General features: G+C 71.9%; 12 protein-coding genes, 1 tRNA gene and 1 pseudogene. 13 read left to right on the top strand and 1 reads right to left on the bottom strand.

Annotated elements, in window-relative coordinates:
• Positions 1-23: 23 nt before the first annotated feature.
• On the top strand, positions 24-1,001 hold the full coding sequence (locus ACZZ97_RS10170) for a ribose-phosphate diphosphokinase (protein ID WP_314101950.1): 978 nt from the start codon (positions 24-26) through the stop codon (positions 999-1,001).
• A 148-nt stretch (positions 1,002-1,149) separates the two neighbouring features.
• Here ACZZ97_RS10170 and gndA read toward each other — a convergent pair whose 3' ends face one another.
• Positions 1,150-2,553: an NADP-dependent phosphogluconate dehydrogenase gene (gene gndA / locus ACZZ97_RS10165; protein WP_244644803.1), complete on the bottom strand. Its 1,404-nt coding sequence runs from the start codon at positions 2,551-2,553 to the stop codon at positions 1,150-1,152.
• Between the two features lie 220 nt (positions 2,554-2,773).
• Between gndA and ACZZ97_RS10160 the strand changes: the two genes are divergently transcribed.
• The 12 genes and pseudogenes from ACZZ97_RS10160 to ACZZ97_RS10105 all read left to right on the top strand — a co-directional run bounded on the left by ACZZ97_RS10160 (position 2,774) and on the right by ACZZ97_RS10105 (position 16,901).
• Positions 2,774-3,295: a gluconokinase gene (locus ACZZ97_RS10160; protein WP_314101954.1), complete on the top strand. Its 522-nt coding sequence runs from the start codon at positions 2,774-2,776 to the stop codon at positions 3,293-3,295.
• 224 nt (positions 3,296-3,519) lie between these two features.
• A complete protein-coding gene (locus tag ACZZ97_RS10155) occupies positions 3,520-4,155 on the top strand; it encodes a 50S ribosomal protein L25/general stress protein Ctc (protein WP_146903971.1) in 636 nt (211 codons plus the stop codon).
• 103 nt (positions 4,156-4,258) lie between these two features.
• On the top strand, positions 4,259-4,846 hold the full coding sequence (gene pth, locus ACZZ97_RS10150) for an aminoacyl-tRNA hydrolase (protein ID WP_146903974.1): 588 nt from the start codon (positions 4,259-4,261) through the stop codon (positions 4,844-4,846).
• A gap of 95 nt (positions 4,847-4,941) precedes the next feature.
• Positions 4,942-8,592, top strand: a complete 3,651-nt coding sequence (gene mfd / locus ACZZ97_RS10145; protein ID WP_463473066.1) for a transcription-repair coupling factor — start codon at positions 4,942-4,944, stop codon at positions 8,590-8,592.
• Between the two features lie 64 nt (positions 8,593-8,656).
• Entirely contained in the window at positions 8,657-9,352 is a 696-nt protein-coding gene (locus ACZZ97_RS10140; protein WP_463473065.1) for a MazG nucleotide pyrophosphohydrolase domain-containing protein, read from the top strand.
• A 596-nt stretch (positions 9,353-9,948) separates the two neighbouring features.
• A complete protein-coding gene (gene hisS / locus ACZZ97_RS10135; RefSeq protein ID WP_463473064.1) occupies positions 9,949-11,193 on the top strand; it encodes a histidine--tRNA ligase in 1,245 nt (414 codons plus the stop codon).
• Between the two features lie 98 nt (positions 11,194-11,291).
• Entirely contained in the window at positions 11,292-12,572 is a 1,281-nt protein-coding gene (eno, locus tag ACZZ97_RS10130) for a phosphopyruvate hydratase (protein WP_463473063.1), read from the top strand.
• A 132-nt stretch (positions 12,573-12,704) separates the two neighbouring features.
• On the top strand, positions 12,705-13,241 hold the full coding sequence (locus tag ACZZ97_RS10125; protein ID WP_463473062.1) for a septum formation initiator family protein: 537 nt from the start codon (positions 12,705-12,707) through the stop codon (positions 13,239-13,241).
• Positions 13,238-13,738: pseudogene (locus ACZZ97_RS10120) on the top strand (DUF501 domain-containing protein); the annotation flags it as partial. The gene ACZZ97_RS10125 and the pseudogene ACZZ97_RS10120, both read left to right, overlap by 4 nt.
• A gap of 131 nt (positions 13,739-13,869) precedes the next feature.
• On the top strand, positions 13,870-15,144 hold the full coding sequence (locus ACZZ97_RS10115; RefSeq protein ID WP_463473061.1) for a S8 family serine peptidase: 1,275 nt from the start codon (positions 13,870-13,872) through the stop codon (positions 15,142-15,144).
• A gap of 40 nt (positions 15,145-15,184) precedes the next feature.
• Positions 15,185-16,741: an FAD-dependent oxidoreductase gene (locus ACZZ97_RS10110; RefSeq protein ID WP_463473790.1), complete on the top strand. Its 1,557-nt coding sequence runs from the start codon at positions 15,185-15,187 to the stop codon at positions 16,739-16,741.
• Between the two features lie 86 nt (positions 16,742-16,827).
• Positions 16,828-16,901: transfer RNA gene (locus ACZZ97_RS10105), tRNA-Leu, on the top strand.
• The last annotated feature ends 26 nt before the right edge of the window (positions 16,902-16,927 follow it).

The raw sequence follows: 16,927 nt of genomic DNA, 5'->3' as shown, positions 1-16,927 counted from the left end.
TCAGGGGCCGGAGAGCGAGTGACGTGTCCGGAATCAAGATCACCGGCGAGAACCGACTCGTTCTGGTCTCGGGGCGTGCGCACCCCGAGCTCGCGAACCAGATCGCGTCGGAGCTCGGCTCAGAGCTGATCCCGACCGACGCCCGCACCTTCGCCAACGGCGAGCTCTACGCGCGCTACGACGAGAGCGTCCGCGGCGCCGACGCGTTCGTCATCCAGTCGCACTCGGCCCCGATCAACGAGTGGCTCATGGAGCAGCTGATCATGGTCGACGCCCTCAAGCGCGCCTCGGCGAAGCGCATCACGGTCGTCGCGCCGTTCTACCCGTACGCCCGCCAGGACAAGAAGGGCCGCGGCCGTGAGCCGATCTCCGCCCGTCTCGTCGCCGACCTGTTCAAGGCCGCGGGAGCCCACCGCATCATGAGCGTCGACCTGCACGCTCCGCAGATCCAGGGCTTCTTCGACGGCCCGGTCGACCACCTCTTCGCCATGCCGGTGCTGCTCGAGCACTTCCGCACCAAGCTCGACACCAGCACGCTCACCGTGGTGTCGCCCGACATGGGCCGCGTCCGCGTCGCCGACATCTGGAGCGAGAAGCTCGACGCCCCCCTCGCCATCATCCACAAGCGCCGCGACCCGCTCGTGCCGAACCAGGTCACCGTGCACGAGATCGTCGGCGAGGTCGAGGGCCGGGTCTGCCTGCTGGTCGACGACCTGATCGACACGGGCCGCACCATCGTCAAGGCCGCCGAGGCGCTCAAGGCCGCCGGCGCGATCGGCGTCGTCGTCGCCGCGACCCACGCGGTCTTCAGCGACCCGGCGCCCGAGATCCTCAGCAGCGACTTCATCGACTCGGTCGTCGTCACGGACACCCTGCCGCTCACCGACCACCAGAAGTTCGACAAGCTCGAGATCCTGCCGATCGCCCCGCTGATCGCCCGTGCGATCCACGAGGTCTTCGACAACGGCAGCGTCACGTCGATGTTCGACGGCGCAGCGTAGCGGAGCCGTCGAACCGAAAGGCACAGCCGACGGGGCCCACGAGCACCATCGCGCCTGCGCGAACAGAACGGCCGTGACCGGGTTGATCCCGGCCACGGCCGTTCTGCCTGTCGACGCCCAGACGCCTAGGCGCCTCGACGTCACCGCGTCAGTGCGTCGACGGCTCCGTCTCGATCTCCGAGCGGTCGCCCGACCACAGCGTGTGGAACACGCCGTCCTCGCCGACCCGCTCGTAGGTGTGCGCGCCGAAGAAGTCGCGCTGGCCCTGGATGAGGGCGGCGGGGAGGCGCTCGGACGCGAGCGAGTCGTAGTACGACAGCGCCGACGCGAACCCGGGCACGGGGATGCCCGACAGGGCGGCCTTGGCGACGATGCGGCGCCAGGCCTGCTCGCCGTCGCGGACGGCGGCGGCGAAGTAGTCGTCCTCGAGCAGCGTCGCGATGGTCGAGTCCTTCTCGTACGCCTCGACGATGCGGTTGAGGAACTGCGCGCGGATGATGCAGCCCCCGCGCCAGATCTTCGCCACCGCACCTTTGTCGATGTCCCAGTCGTACTCGAGCGCGCCCGCGATGATCGCGTCGAAGCCCTGGGCGTAGGCCACGATCTTCGACGCGTAGAGCGCCTTCTGCACGTCGTCCTCGAAGCCGTCGCCCGCCTCCTGCACCTCGGGCCGGCCCTTCAGGGTCGCCTGCACCGCCGCGCGCTGGTCGGGCTTCGACGAGACGGCCCGGGCGAAGACGGCCTCGGCGATGCCGCCGACGGGCACGCCCAGGCCGACGCTGTTCTGCACGGTCCAGACGCCGGTGCCCTTCGAGCCGGCCGCGTCGACGATCGAGTCGACCAGCGGTCCGCCGGTCTTGGCGTCGACCTGGCGCAGCACCTCGGCGGTGATCTCGATCAGGTACGACTCCAGCTCGCCCTCGTTCCACTCCTCGAACACGGCGGCGATGTCGGCTGGCTCGTGGCCGCCGACGCGACGGAGCAGGTCGTACGACTCGGCGATGAGCTGCATGTCGGCGTACTCGATGCCGTTGTGGATCATCTTGACGAAGTGGCCGGCGCCGTCGGAGCCGATGTGCGTGACGCACGGCTCGCCCTCGGCGACCGCCGCGATCGACGCGAGGATCGGGCCGAGGGTCTCGTACGCCTCCTTCGAGCCGCCGGGCATGATGGACGGGCCCTTGAGGGCGCCCTCCTCGCCCCCGGAGATGCCGGCGCCGACGAAGTTCAGGCCGCGCTCCTTGAGGGCTGCCTCGCGCCTCCTCGTGTCCTGGAAGTTCGCGTTGCCGCCGTCGACGATGATGTCGCCCTCCTCGAAGAGGTCGGCGAGCTGGTCGATGACGGCGTCGGTGCCCTTGCCGGCCTGGACCATGATGATCGCGGTGCGCGGCTTCTGCAGCGACGCGGCGAAGTCCTCGATCGACTTCGAGGCGACGAAGCCGGCGTCGCCGTGCTCGTCCATCAGGGTGTCCGTGCGCCCGGGGGAGCGGTTGTAGACGGCGACGGTGTTGCCCTCGCGGCTGGCGAGGTTGCGGGCCAGGTTCGATCCCATGACGGCCAGGCCGACGACTCCGATGTTCGCCTGGGCGGTGGGGGTGGACTGTTCTCCGTGCTCGGTCACGGTGCCTCCTTGCGGTCGATGACCCCCGCACACTATTCCTCCGTCCTGCACCCCCGACAAGCACCGTCAGTGCCCTCCGGGGCGCGGACGACACGAGGAGGCGCGTCTACGCTGGTCCGGACGCCGCCGTCCCCGACACCGAGAGGTCCCCGTGCCTGAGACACCGCTGCCCGCCCCGATCCCGCCCGTCGTCGTGATGGGGGTGTCCGGCTCCGGCAAGTCCACGGTCGGGGAGCTCCTGGCCCGCACCGCGGGCGTCCCGTTCGTCGACGCCGACGACCTCCACCCGCAGGCCAACCGCGACAAGATGGCCGCCGGCCACGCGCTCGACGACGACGACCGGGCGCCGTGGCTCGAGATCGTCGCGCAGCGCATCCGCGACGCCGGGGAGGACGGCGTGGTCGTCGCCTGCTCGGCGCTGAGGCGCCGCTACCGGGACGTGCTCCGCGGCGGCGACCCGCGCCTCCGGTTCGTGCACCTCACCGGCGTCCGCGAGCTGGTGGCCGAGCGGCAGAAGGCACGCAAGGGGCACTTCATGCCGCCCGGGCTGATGGACTCGCAGTTCGCGACCCTCGAGCCGCTCGGCGACGACGAGCCCGGCTTCGGCGTCGACGTGTCCGCAGGTCCGGACGAGATCGTCGCGGAGGCGCTGGCCCGGCTCGGGGAGCGCTGACGGTCGCCGACGTCCGCGGGTTGGCGACGCGCCCGGGTGCCCTGTAACGTAGGGGTCGACTTCGGCGAGGGGTGCTCCGGCACCCGTTATCGACGCGGTAGGCAGGCACTCGGTCTCGTGACATCGTCCCCACGGCTGCGAGGTCCCTCCTCACGCGATCTGCGTTCGAGTTGACATCGACCCACACATCCCGGGCCGCCAGGCCCGCAGAAACGGAGACATCCATGGCTGACGACAACACCCTGTCCGCTCTCGTCCGCACCAGCTTCGGCAAGGGCGCGGCCCGCAAGATCCGCGCGAACGACCAGATCCCCGCGGTCATCTACGGCCACGGCACCGACCCCCAGCACGTCACGCTGCCCGGCCACGAGACGATGCTCATCACTCGCCGCTCGAACGCGCTCATCACGCTCGACATCGAGGGCACCCAGCAGCTCGCCCTCGTCAAGGACATCCAGCGCGACCCGGTGAAGCAGGTCATCGAGCACATCGACCTCATCGTCGTCCGCCAGGGCGAGAAGGTCGAGGTCGACGTCCCCGTCCACATCGAGGGCGAGTCGGCTCCCGGCACGATCCACGTCGTCGAGCTCAACGCCATCACGCTCGAGGTCTCGGCCACCGCGATCCCGCAGTCGGTCGTCGTCTCGATCGAGGGCCTCGAGGACGGCGCGCAGGTGCACGCCTCCGACGTCGTCCTCCCCGAGGGCGCCTCGCTCGTCACCGACGCCGAGGTGCTCATCACGAGCGTCTCCGTCCCGCAGCTCGACCTCACCACCGACGCCGTCGACGACGAGTCGGGCGAGGCCGCCGAGGCCGAGGGCGACGTGCCCTCGATCGAGGACGAAGAGCGCTCCGAGTAGCACCGGTCGGATCACCCGCACCACCCGCACCACCCGCACCACGGCGTCGTCCGCGACGCCGACCGCCTGACAGCCCCGCGTGTCTCCCGAGGAGGACCATCCCGTGGACGACTCGCAGTGGCTCGTGGTCGGGCTCGGCAACCCCGGGCCCGACTACGCAGGCACCCGGCACAACGTCGGACAGATGGTGCTCGCCGAGCTGGCGCACCGCCTGTCGGCGAGCTTCAAGAACCACCGCACCAACGCGAGCGTCGCGGAGGGCCGCCCCCAGCCGGGCGGCCCCCGCTTCGTCCTCGCCGCCCCCCGCAGCTTCATGAACCTGTCGGGCGGGCCCGTGGCCGCGCTGCTGAAGTACTACGACCTCGACGTGTCACGGCTGATCGTCGTCCACGACGAGCTCGACATCGACTTCGACTCGATCAAGCTCAAGCAGGGCGGCGGCCACGGGGGCCACAACGGCCTGCGCGACATCATCGCCGCCACCGGCTCGAACGAGTTCCTGCGCGTGCGCGTCGGCATCGGTCGTCCGCCCGGCCGGCAGCCCGCCGCCGACTACGTGCTCAAGGCCTTCTCGTCGACCGAGCGCAAGGAGCTCCCGCTGCTGCTCGGCGACGCCGCCGACGCGGTCGAGATGATCGTCTCCGACGGCCTCACCGCGGCGCAGCTCAAGTTCCACACCGCGAAGGCCTGACCGGGACCCTGCTCGCCCGCGCCCTGCTGCTCGCCGCACCAGGGCGGGGCACCGCGGACCGGCGCACTGTCGGCTGTGCCGAGTAGCCTTGTCCGGTGATACTCGCGGGCATGATCAAGGCGCTCTCGCGCGCCTCCACGTACTCCTCCGCCCTCGACCGGGCCGAGCGCAGCACCGACTACTCGGTGGTCGACGGCCTGCGCGTGCCGCTCCTCGCGGGGCTGCTCGCCAGGCGCGCCGGGCCCCAGGCCATGCTCGTGGTCACCGCCACCGGTCGCGAGTCCGAGGCCGTCCGCCTGTCCCTCGCCAGCTACGTGCCGGGCGCCGAGGTCATCGAGTTCCCCGCGTGGGAGACCCTGCCGCACGAGCGCCTCAGCCCGAGTGCCGAGACCGTGGGCAAGCGCATCCACGCGCTCCGTCGCCTCGCCGCCTGGTCGGCCGAGGCGGAGGCGGCGACCGCGGCCGCCGCCGCGGGCTCGACCGCCGACGCGGCTCACGGCGTGCGTTCGCTCGTCGTCGTCGCGGGCGTCCGCGCGGCCCTGCAGCCCGTCTCCGACAACCTCGCCGACATCGATCCGGTCGTGCTGACCATCGGCGACCGGGGCCACGACCTCTCCGCGATCGCCCTGCGGCTCGTCGACCTCGCCTACGCGCGCGTCGACATGGTCACCCGGCGGGGCGAGTTCGCGGTGCGCGGCGGCATCCTCGACGTGTTCCCGCCGACGGCCGAGCACCCGGTGCGCGTCGACTTCTTCGGCGACGAGGTCGATCAGCTCCGCACCTTCTCGGTGGCCGACCAGCGCAGCCTCGAGGGCGTCGTGAGCACGGTCGAGCTGCCGCCGAGCCGCGAGATGCTGCTCACCGCGCCCGTGCGCCAGCGTGCTCGCGAGATGCAGCACGAGTTCCCGGGCCTCGCCCAGATGCTCGCCAAGATCGCCGAGGGCATCCCGGTCGAGGGGATGGAGTCGCTGGCGCCGGCCCTGGTCGACCGCCTCGTCCCGCTCACCCACTACCTGCCGGCGGGCGCCTCCGTCGCCGTGCTCTCGCCCGAGCGCGTGCAGTCGCGGGCCAAGAGCCTCGCCGAGACGAACCGCGAGTTCCTGTCCGCGGCGTGGAACGCCGCGACCGCCGGGGCCGCCGCCCCGATCGACCTCGACGCCGGCGACTTCCTCGCCCTCCGCGACCTGCGGGCCGCGGCCGGCGACCGCGCGTGGTTCACGTTCAGCGGCTTCGACTCGGGCGAGGTGCTCACCGACGACGAGGCGGCGCAGGCGGCAGGCGACTACGTCCGCGTCGAGGCCGCACCCGTGCCGAGCTTCAGCGGGCACGCCGAGGGCGCGCTCGACCACGTCGTCGGCCGCGTGCAGGACGGCTGGAGCGTCGTCGTCACCGCACGCGGAACCGGGCTCGTCGAGCGTGCCCGCGACGTGCTGTCCGAGCAGGGCGTCGCTGCTCGTCTCGTCGACGCTCTGCCCGACGAGCTCGAGCAGGGCGTCGTGCACCTCGTCGCCGGGGGAGTCGAGGCCGGCTTCGAGCTGCCCTCGGCCAAGATCGCCGTGCTCGGCGAGAGCGACTTCTACGGCCGCTCCGCGAACTACGACTCGCGCCAGGTCAAGAAGCTCGCGAGCCGTCGCAAGAACGTCGTCGACCCGCTCCAGCTCAAGCCGGGCGACGTGGTCGTGCACCAGACCCACGGCATCGGCAAGTTCCTCGAGCTGACCAGCCGCGAGGTCTCGTCCGGCGGCCGCAACGCCGTCAAGAACAGCCGCGAGTACCTCGTGCTCGAGTACGCGCCCTCGAAGCGCGGCTACCCCGGCGACAAGCTCTACGTCCCGACCGACCAGCTCGACCTGCTCAGCCGCTACGTCGGCGGCGAGGCGCCCCCGCTCAGCAAGATGGGCGGCAGCGACTGGGCCTCGGCGAAGAGCAAGGCGCGCCGCGCGGTCCGCGACATCGCGGTCGAGCTCGTCAAGCTGTACTCGGCGCGGATGGCGTCGAAGGGGCACGCGTTCCCGCCCGACACCCCGTGGCAGCGCGAGCTCGAAGAGGCCTTCCCGTTCGCCGAGACGCCCGACCAGCTGACGACGATCGACGAGATCAAGGCCGACATGGAACGGCCGATCCCGATGGACCGCCTGCTCTCGGGCGACGTGGGCTACGGCAAGACGGAGGTGGCCGTGCGGGCCGCTTTCAAGGCGATCCAGGACGGCAAGCAGGTCGTGATGCTCGTGCCGACGACGCTGCTCGTCAAGCAGCACTTCGACACGTTCAGCGAGCGCTTCGCGGGGTTCCCCGTGCACCTCCGGAGCCTCAGCCGCTTCCAGTCCGCGAAGGAGAGCAAGGAGACCATCAAGGGGCTCGGCGACGGCACGGTCGACATGGTCATCGGCACCCACCGCCTCCTGAGCGAGGGCATCGCGTACAAAGACGTGGGGCTGGTGATCATCGACGAGGAGCAGCGGTTCGGCGTCGAGCACAAGGACGCCCTGAAGAAGCTCAAGACCAACGTCGACATCCTCGCCATGTCCGCGACGCCGATCCCCCGATCGCTCGAGATGGCCGTGACCGGCATCCGCGAGATGTCGACCCTCGCGACGCCTCCGGAGGACCGGCACCCGATCCTCACCTTCGTGGGGCCCGAGGGCGAACGGCAGAAGGCCGCGGCGATCCGACGAGAGCTGCTGCGCGAGGGCCAGGTCTTCTACGTGCACAACCGGGTCTCGAGCATCAACCGGGTCGCCGCCGAGATCGCCGAGCTCGTGCCGGAGGCGCGGGTCGCGGTGGCGCACGGCCAGATGGCCGAGTCCACCCTCGAGCAGGTCATGGTCGACTTCTGGGAGCGCAAGTTCGACGTGCTCGTCTCGACGACCATCATCGAGACCGGCCTCGACATCGCCAACGCGAACACCCTGATCATCGACCGGGCCGACAAGTACGGCCTCAGCCAGCTGCACCAGCTGCGTGGTCGGGTCGGTCGCGGCCGTGAGCGCGGCTACGCGTACTTCCTGTACGACCCGGACAAGCCCCTGAGCGAGACCGCCCAGGACAGGCTGGAGACGATCGCCGCCAACAACGAGCTCGGCGCCGGCATGCAGGTGGCCCTCAAAGACCTGGAGATCCGCGGAGCCGGCAACCTGCTCGGCGGCGAGCAGTCGGGCCACATCGCGGGCGTCGGCTTCGACCTCTACCTGCGGATGATCGGCGAGGCGGTCGGCGCGTTCCGCGGCGACGTGGCCGAGGGCCAGACCGAGCTGCGGCTCGAGCTGCCCGTCGACGCCCACATCCCCGACGAGTACGTCGAGAGCGAGCGCCTCCGGCTCGAGGCGTACCAGAAGCTGTCGACGGCCAGCGCCCCGACCTCGAGCGACGACCAGATCGACTCGGTGCTCGACGAGCTCACCGACCGCTACGGCACGCCGCCCGCCTCGGTGCTCGCGCTGATCGAGGTCTCCCGCCTCCGGCGAGCGGCGCAGAAGGCGGGGCTCAGCGAGGTCGTCGTCATGGGCAGCAACCTGCGCGTCGCCGGGGCGGACCTGGCGGACAGCATGCAGGTGCGCCTGCAGCGCCTCTACCCGGGGTCTCGGTGGTTCGGCCAGACGAACTCGGTCAGCGTCCCCCTGCCGGTGCGGCACGGGGAGGGGCTGGTCGACGCCGAGCTCATCCTCTGGGTCGAGCAGCTGATGACCTCGATCTACGGCGCGGACGTGCCGCGGCCCGCCGTCGGCGGCGTCGCCCCCACGGCCTGACACGAGGGGCGGCCCTCCCGGCTGCCCGTCCCCGACGACCCCGGCGGTCAGACGAGGAGGAGCGGTGCACGACGACACAGGACTCGAGGCCGAGGTCCGGGAGCTCTCCGACGTGGTGGAGGCGCTGCTCGCTGACCAGGGCGGCTGCGGGTGGAACCGCGCGCAGACGCACGAGTCGCTCGTCACCTACCTGGTCGAGGAGTGCGCGGAGCTGGTCGAGGCGATCGAGGACGGCACGGTCGACGATCGTCGTGAGGAGCTCGGCGACGTGCTCTACCAAGTGGTCCTGCACGCTGCGATCGCGGCCCGCGCCTCCGACGGTGCCTTCGACCTGGCCGACGTCGTGCGCGACGTCCGGCTCAAGACCGTGCGCCGGCACCCGCACGTGTTCGGCGGAGAGGACGCGGCCGACGTGGACGACATCGTCCGTCTCTGGAGCGCTGCGAAGGCCGTCGAGAAGGCGAGCCGGTCGAGCGCGTACGACGGCGTGCCACGCGGGCTGCCGGCGTTGTCCCGCGCTCAGAAGCTGGAGGGCAGGCGCGTTGCCGCCGGGGCGGCTCCGGCCGCCGGGCGAGCTGCGGACGCCGGGCGAGCTGCGGACGCGGCCGACGACGCCGAGCTCGTCTGGGGGCGTGATCTGCTCGCCGTCGTGGACGAGGCCGGTCGGGACGGCATCGACGCCGAGCGAGCCCTGCGCCGAGCGGTACGAGAGCGCGAGACGCTGTTGCGGGCCGTGGAGCCACGCCGCGACGGCGCCTGACCAGGGACGGACCCGACGGGGAGGGGGCGCCTCCCTGACCCGAACAGGAAGGCGCCCGCGCGTGGTCAGGCCGGGACGGGAGGCCCACGCGCCTGGGAAGACGCGGGCGTCTCGCGACGAACCGACGACAGACCACACCGTCGACAGGGCGCTCGTTTCTCCTGGGGATCAGTCCAGAACGAGCACCGTGACGACTCCATGAATGTAACCCGTGAAGCGTGACATGTCAACCGACACGGCGGAGTACGGTGCGGGCGGGACCTTGGTTCTGGCTTGCCCGCCTCGCGCCGTGGCTCACCAGGCGCGGCTCCCTACCCCGAAGGCGGAGGGGCCGCACGGAAAGGGGTCGCACAGAGCTGGCGGGGTTGCCGCGCTGTGCGCACCTCGACTGCTCGCGTCAGGCAGCGCAGACGACGGGATGACGGACCGGGCGTTGAGCCCGGTCCGTCGCGACGCCCCACCGCAGGGAAGGCGGGCGCCAGGTCGGCGGTGCGCAACCCGATTCGCTCCGCCGACACCTCGACAGTACATGCAATGTGACATATGGGCAAGCTCTGGTCGCGATCGTCGTCCGCCGGCTCTGGGATGATGGTCGGATGCCGTCACACGTGACCCCGCCGCGCGGGATGAGAGACTTCCTGCCCGCCGACAAGCGCCGCCGCGAGCGGGTCCTCTCCGTGGTCCGAGACGTCTACCGGGCGCACGGCTTCGACGAGATCGAGACCCCCGTCGTCGAGTCGAGCGAGTACCTCTTCTCGGGCCTGGGGGGCGACAACGAGAAGCAGGTCTTCGCGGTGCTCCGACGCGGTCTCGACGACGAGGCGCTGCGGGCGGCCTCGTCCGCCCTCGAGCTCGCCGACCTCGGCCTCCGCTTCGACCTCACGGTGCCGCTGGCCCGCTTCTACGCCTCCCACCGCGCCGAGCTGCCGACCGTCTTCCGCAGCGTGCAGATCGCGCCGGTGTGGCGGGCCGAGAAGCCGCAGAAGGGGCGCTACCGCCAGTTCGTCCAGTGCGACATCGACATCCTGGGCGAGGCCGGCCAGCTCGCGGAGATCGAGCTGATCTCCGCCACCACCGCCGTCCTGGCCGCCCTCGGACTCGAGGGCACCACGATCAGGGTCAACGACCGTCGCGTGCTCCTCGGGGTGCTGTCGCACTGGGGAGTGCCGGCCGAGCTGCACGACCGTGCGCTCCTCGAGATCGACAAGCTCGACAAGATCGGCGTCGAGGGCGTCGCGGCCCAGCTGGTGTCGATCGGCGTCGAGGCGCCCGGCATCGCCGAGCAGCTGGCCCAGCTCGGCGACGCGACCTGGGACTCGGCGACCGCCTCCCCGCCTCCTTCGTGGCTGGACCAAGGGGCGTTCGGCGACCTGCTGGCGCTCCGGGCGGCCCTGCCCGAGGCGAGGCTCGTCTTCGACCCGACCCTGGTGCGCGGCATGGGCTACTACACGGGCACGATCTTCGAGGTGGCGCACCCCGACTTCTCGTACTCCCTCGGCGGGGGCGGTCGCTACGACGGCATGATCGGGCGGTTCCTCGGCACCGACGTGCCGGCCGCGGGCTTCTCGCTCGGCTTCGAGCGGATCGTCGACCTCGTCGAGCTCGACGACGCCGACGACGACGGCCTCGTCGTCCTCTACGACAAGGCGGTCGCGCCGGTCGAGCTGCTCGCCCTGCAGAAGGCCCTGGTGTCCCGTGGGGAGGCGCGGGTCCGGCTGCAGAAGCGCGCCAAGAACGTCGGGGGCCAGCTCGACGCCCTCGCGGCGGCCGGGTTCCGGCGCTTCGTCGCGGTGCGCGGGGGAGAAGCCCCGGACGACCTCGAGGTGCGGCCCCTGGGCTGACTGCCGCCCCGCCCCGCCCCGCTCGGCGTCGGCCCGCGCGGCTAGGATCGACACGACCGCGTGCCCCGCACGCACACCGACGACTAAGGAGTTCATCCGTGGCAGAAATCGACGCAGTAGGCGCACGCGAGATCCTCGACTCGCGGGGCAACCCGACGGTCGAGGTCGAGGTCCTGCTCGACGACGGGACCGTGTCGCGCGCGGCCGTCCCCTCGGGCGCATCGACCGGGGCCTTCGAGGCCTACGAGCTGCGCGACGGCGACGAGAGCCGCTACCTCGGCAAGGGCGTCCTCAAGGCCGTCGCCGCCGTCATCGACGAGATCGGCCCCGAGGTCGAGGGCATGGACGCGACCGACCAGCGCCTCGTCGACGCCGCCATGATCGAGCTCGACGGCACCGAGAACAAGTCGCGCCTCGGCGCGAACGCCATCCTCGGCGTCTCGCTGGCCGTCGCCCGCGCCGCCGCCGACTCGGCCGACCTGCCGCTCTTCCGCTACCTGGGCGGCCCGAACGCGCACACCCTGCCCGTGCCGATGCTCAACGTCATCAACGGCGGCTCGCACGCCGACAGCAACGTCGACATCCAGGAGTTCATGATCCTGCCGATCGGCGCGACGTCGTTCGCGGACGCCCTCCGCTGGGGTGCCGAGACGTACCACGCGCTCAAGAGCGAGCTGAAGTCGAAGGGCCTGTCGACGGGCCTCGGCGACGAGGGCGGCTTCGCGCCGAACCTCGAGAGCAACCGTGCCGCGCTCGACCTGCTGGTCGAGGCGATCACCAAGGCCGGCTTCACCCCCGGCAAGGACATCGCGCTCGGCCTCGACGTCGCCTCCAGCGAGTTCTACGCCGACGGCTCGTACACGTTCGAGGGCGAGAAGCGCGACTCCGCGTTCCTCGCCGGCTACTACGCCGACCTCGTGTCGGCCTACCCGCTCGTCACCATCGAGGACCCCCTCGACGAGGACGACTGGGAGGGCTGGGCCCACCTGACGAGCGAGATCGGCTCCAAGACGCAGATCGTCGGCGACGACCTGTTCGTCACGAACCCCGAGCGCCTCGCCCGCGGCATCGCCGCCGGCGCCGGGAACTCGATCCTCGTCAAGGTCAACCAGATCGGCACGCTGACCGAGTCGCTCGACGCCGTCTCGCTCGCGCAGCGCAGCGGCTACACGACCGTGCTGTCGCACCGCTCGGGCGAGACCGAGGACACGACGATCGCCGACCTCGCCGTCGCGACCGACGCCGGCCAGATCAAGACGGGCGCCCCCGCCCGCAGCGAGCGCGTCGCGAAGTACAACCAGCTGCTCCGCATCGAGGAGGAACTGGGCGACGCAGCCCGGTACGCCGGCTACTCGGCGTTCCCGCGCTTCTCGGCGTAGCGCCACAGAGCCGTGCCCGACGGGGCCCACGTCCTCGACGTGGTCCCCGCACCGAGGCCCGTTCCCCCTGGGGAGCGGGCCTCTCGGCGTTCCGTGACCCTGCCCCCTCGCGGGTCGTCTACCCTCGGGAGCATGCCCCGTGAGTCCCCGACCCGACGCGTGCCCGTCGCCTTCGCGTCGGGCGAGACCGTCGCGGGCGGCTGGCTCCGCAGCATCCGCTTCTCCGGCTTCAGCCTGCTGATGCTCGTCATCCTCGTGCTGTTCGTTGTCGTGCTCGCGCCGTCGCTCCGCACCCTGGTCCAGCAGCAGCAGCAGATCGCGGCCCTCCAGCAGGACGTGCGCGACCAGCGCGACGACGTCGACGACCTCCAGGGCGACGTCGCGCGGTGGAGCGACCCCGCGTACATCGAGGCGCAGGCCCGAGACCGGCTGCTCTACGTCTACCCCGGCGAGTACAGCTACCTCGTGATGGGTGCGGACGCCGACGCGGCGGCGCCGTCGCAGGCGCCCATCAGCGACACGCTCCAGACCCCGCAGGTCGACTGGGTCGCCGCGATGATGTCGTCCGTGATCGAGGCCGGCCTCAGCGACGAACCCGCGACCGAGCTGGTCGCGCCCGACATCGGCGGCGCGCCCCTGCCGTCCTCCACGACAGGCGGCACCCCGTGACGACCCCTCCCTTCGAGCCCGTCAGCGAGCGCGACGTCCAGCTCGTCACCGCGATGCTCGGTCGCCCCGCCCGCGACGTCATCGGCATCCCCGCACGCTGTGTCTGCGGCAACCCGACCGTCGTCGCGACGAAGCCGCGCCTCGGCGACGGCACGCCGTTCCCGACGCTCTACTACCTGTGCCACCCGGGGGCCACGGCCGCGATCTCGACCCTCGAGGCGAACGGCGTCATGGCCGAGCTGACCGAGCTGCTCGCCGCGGACGACGACCTCAGGAGGCGCTACCACGACGCCCACGACGCCTACCTCGCCGACCGCGAGGGCATCGAGCACGTGGCCGAGATCGCGCACGTGACGGCCGGGGGCATGCCCGAGCGCGTCAAGTGCCTGCACGCCCTCGCCGGGCACGCCCTCTCGGCGGGTCCGGGCGTCAACCCGCTCGGCGACCTCGCCGTCGAGCGCTCGAGCTGGAGCCCTGACGTGTGCCGTTGCGGCGACTACCTGGGCGAGGCCGGCGCCGATGCGAGCGACGAGGCGGCGGCGGCCGACGGGAGCGCTCCGAGCGCGGCGACCGGTGCGGGCGGCGCGACCGCCGCCTCCTCCGCTCCGCCCGAGGCAGGCTGACGCAGGTGCGCCGCACCGGGGGGCGCGCGGCGACCAGGGCGCTGGCGACGAGCGTGCTCGTGGTGGCGACGGCCGCGGGGCTCACGCTCGTGCCCGCCGTGGCGGCGTCCGCCGACAGCATCCGCGACGCGCAGTACTGGCTGTCCGACTACGGGGTGCAGCAGGCGTGGCAGACGACGCGCGGCGCGGGCGTCACGGTCGCCGTGATCGACACGGGCGTCGACGGCTCCGTCCGCGAGCTGCAGGGGGCCGTCGTCGGGGGCACGGACATGTCCGGGCAGGGCTCCGCCGACGGCCAGAGCCCGGTCGGCGCCGACGACCCTGCCCACGGGACCCTCGTCGGCTCCCTGCTCGCGGGGCGCGGCACGGCGACCGGCGACGGCGTGATCGGCGTCGCGCCCGAGGCCGACCTGCTCTCGATCTCGGTGGGGTTCGGCGCCGACGCGGTCGACTCCGACCAGCAGATCGCCGACGCCGTCACCTGGGCCGTCGACCACGGCGCCGACGTGATCAACATGTCCCTGACCCGCAACACCCTCGACTGGCCCACGAGCTGGGACGAGGCCTTCCTGCACGCGCAGGAGGAGGACGTCGTCGTCGTCGCGGCGGCCGGCAACCGCGGCAGCGGCACGACCGAGGTCGGGGCGCCCGCCACGATGCCGGGTGTCCTCACCGTCGCCGGCGTCGACCGCTCGGGCGCGGCGAGCTTCGACGCCTCCAGCCAGGGCATCACCATCGGCGTCTCGGCCCCCAGCGAGAAGCTCGTCGGCGTCGGCCCGGGCGACGTGCACTACAGCTGGAGCGGCACCAGCGGCGCGACGCCCCTCGTCGCCGGCATGGTCGCCCTCGTGCGGAGCGCACACCCCGAGCTCGGGGCGGCCGACGTGATCAACAGGGTCGTCTCGACGGCCGACCCGAGAGGCGCCTCGCAGCCCGACCCGCTCTACGGGTACGGCCTCGTCGACGCGGCCGCCGCCGTCCAGCGCACCGTCGCGCCCGTCGCGGCCAACCCGATGGGCGACCTCGCCGAGTGGATCCGGGTGCACCGACGCGCCGACGCCCCCGCGCCGAGCGCCGGTGCGGTCGCTCCCGTCGAGCCCGCGCCCGTGCCGACGCCGCAGAGCGACGGCGACCACCCCCTCCGTGCGCTGCTCCCGACGGTCGAGTCGATGCGCTCGACCGGGCTGCCGCTGATCGTCTTCGCGGTCTTCGGCGCGGCGCTCGTCGCCGTGGGGGCAGGCGCGGCCCGCCAGTTCAGGCGACGACACGAGCAGGAGTAAAGTCGTCGTGCCACCCCACCACCTCGAGGAGTTCACCCCTGTGCCCAAGATCCTGATCGTCGGCGGCGGCTACGCCGGTTTCTACACAGCCTGGAAGCTCGAGAAGTGGCTGCGCGCCGGGGAGGCGGAGGTCACCATCGTCGACCCGCTGCCGTACATGACGTACCAGCCGTTCCTGCCGGAGGTGGCAGCCGGCTCCATCGAGCCGCGTCACGCGGTCGTCTCGCTGCGTCGTCACCTGAAGAAGACGAACGTCGTCACGGCCAAGGTCACCAAGGTCGACCACGCCACGAAGACGGCGACCATCACGCCCGAGGTCGGCGACCCGTGGACGGTCGACTACGACCAGGTCGTCATGACCGCCGGCGCCGTGTCGCGCACGTTCCCGATCCCGGGCGTCGCCGACGAGGCGATCGGCCTCAAGACCATCGAGGAGGCGGCGGCGATCCGCGACAAGCTCCTCACCAACTTCGCGGCGGCCGCGAACCTGCCCGCCGGTGCGGCACGCGACCGTCTGCTGACCGTCACGGTCGTCGGCGGCGGCTTCGCCGGCATCGAGGTGTTCGCCGAGCTGCGCAGCTTCGCCAGCGACCTGCTCAAGAAGTACCCGCAGCTGACCATCGACGACACGCACTTCCACCTCGTGGAGGCCATGGGCCGCATCATGCCCGAGGTGTCGCTCGAGACCAGCCACTGGGTGCTCAAGAACCTCGCCGAGCGCGCCGCCACGGTGCACCTCGACACGCAGCTGAAGTCCGCCGTGGGCGGCGTCATCGAACTCTCGACGGGCGAGTCGTTCGAGTCCGACCTGATCGTCTGGACGGCCGGCGTCATGGCCAACCCGATGGTGCGCAGCACCGACCTGCCCCTCGAGGAGAGAGGTCGGATCACCGTCAAGGCCGACCTCCGGGTCGTCGACGGCGAGACCATCGTCCCCGACGCCTGGGCCTGCGGCGACGTCGCGGCCACGCCCGACCTGACCGGCAAGGGCGTCGGCGGCTTCTGCGTGCCCAACGCGCAGCACGCCGTCCGCATGGGCAAGCACCTCGCCAAGAACATCACCGCGTCGCTGCGCGGCGAGGGCGTCGCCGACTACCGTCACGACAACCTCGGCGCGGTCGCCGGGCTCGGCGTCGGCGTCGGCGTGTTCCAGAGCGGCAAGTTCGTGCTCAAGGGCCTGCCGGCGTGGGCCGCGCACCGCGTCTACCACGGCCTCGCGATGCCCTCGTTCGAGCGCAAGTTCCGCGTCGCCACCGGCTGGTGGAACAACTTCTGGCTCGGCCGCGACATCGTCTCGCTCGACAACCGCGAGCGTCCCCGCGCCGCCTTCGAGGAGTTCGCCTCGCGTCCGAAGACCGAGGTCGCCGCCCCGGCCGCTCCCGCGACGCCCGAGCTCGGCAAGGTCGCCGGCGAGCCCGGCCCGGCCTACGCCAACCCGGCCGACGAGAAGGGCGCGCCCGCCGAGGGCGAGACCGAGAAGCCGGCCCGCAAGGCTCCCGCACGCAAGCCGGCGGCCAAGAAGCCGACCGCGAAGGCCGACGCCGATGCTCCGGTGCCTGCCGACGTCGGGCGCGGCTCGCTGTCGACGAGCGACTGACTCGACCAGCCCCCACGACGCCCGCCCGCTGACCCCAGCGCGGCGGGCGTCGTCGTGTCGTCGCCTGGATCGTAGGCTGGGGGCACGCCCTCGTAGCCCAACGGTCAGAGGCAGGCGACTTAAAATCGCTTCAGTCAGGGTTCGAATCCCTGCGGGGGCACTCTTTCGTTCGCGGCAGGGTGAGCC

The organism is Frigoribacterium sp. AC512, assembly GCF_979258295.1.
This window is presented reverse-complemented; position numbering and strand designations above follow the sequence as displayed.

Excerpts from the sequence above, each read along its gene's own strand:
- ACZZ97_RS10155 (WP_146903971.1), top strand. The coding sequence starts at position 3,520 with ATGGCTGACGACAACACCCTGTCCGCTCTCGTCCGCACCAGCTTCGGC.
- hisS (WP_463473064.1), top strand. The coding sequence starts at position 9,949 with ATGCCGTCACACGTGACCCCGCCGCGCGGGATGAGAGACTTCCTGCCC.
- ACZZ97_RS10125 (WP_463473062.1), top strand. The coding sequence starts at position 12,705 with ATGCCCCGTGAGTCCCCGACCCGACGCGTGCCCGTCGCCTTCGCGTCG.
- gndA (WP_244644803.1), bottom strand. The coding sequence starts at position 2,553 with ATGGGATCGAACCTGGCCCGCAACCTCGCCAGCCGCGAGGGCAACACC.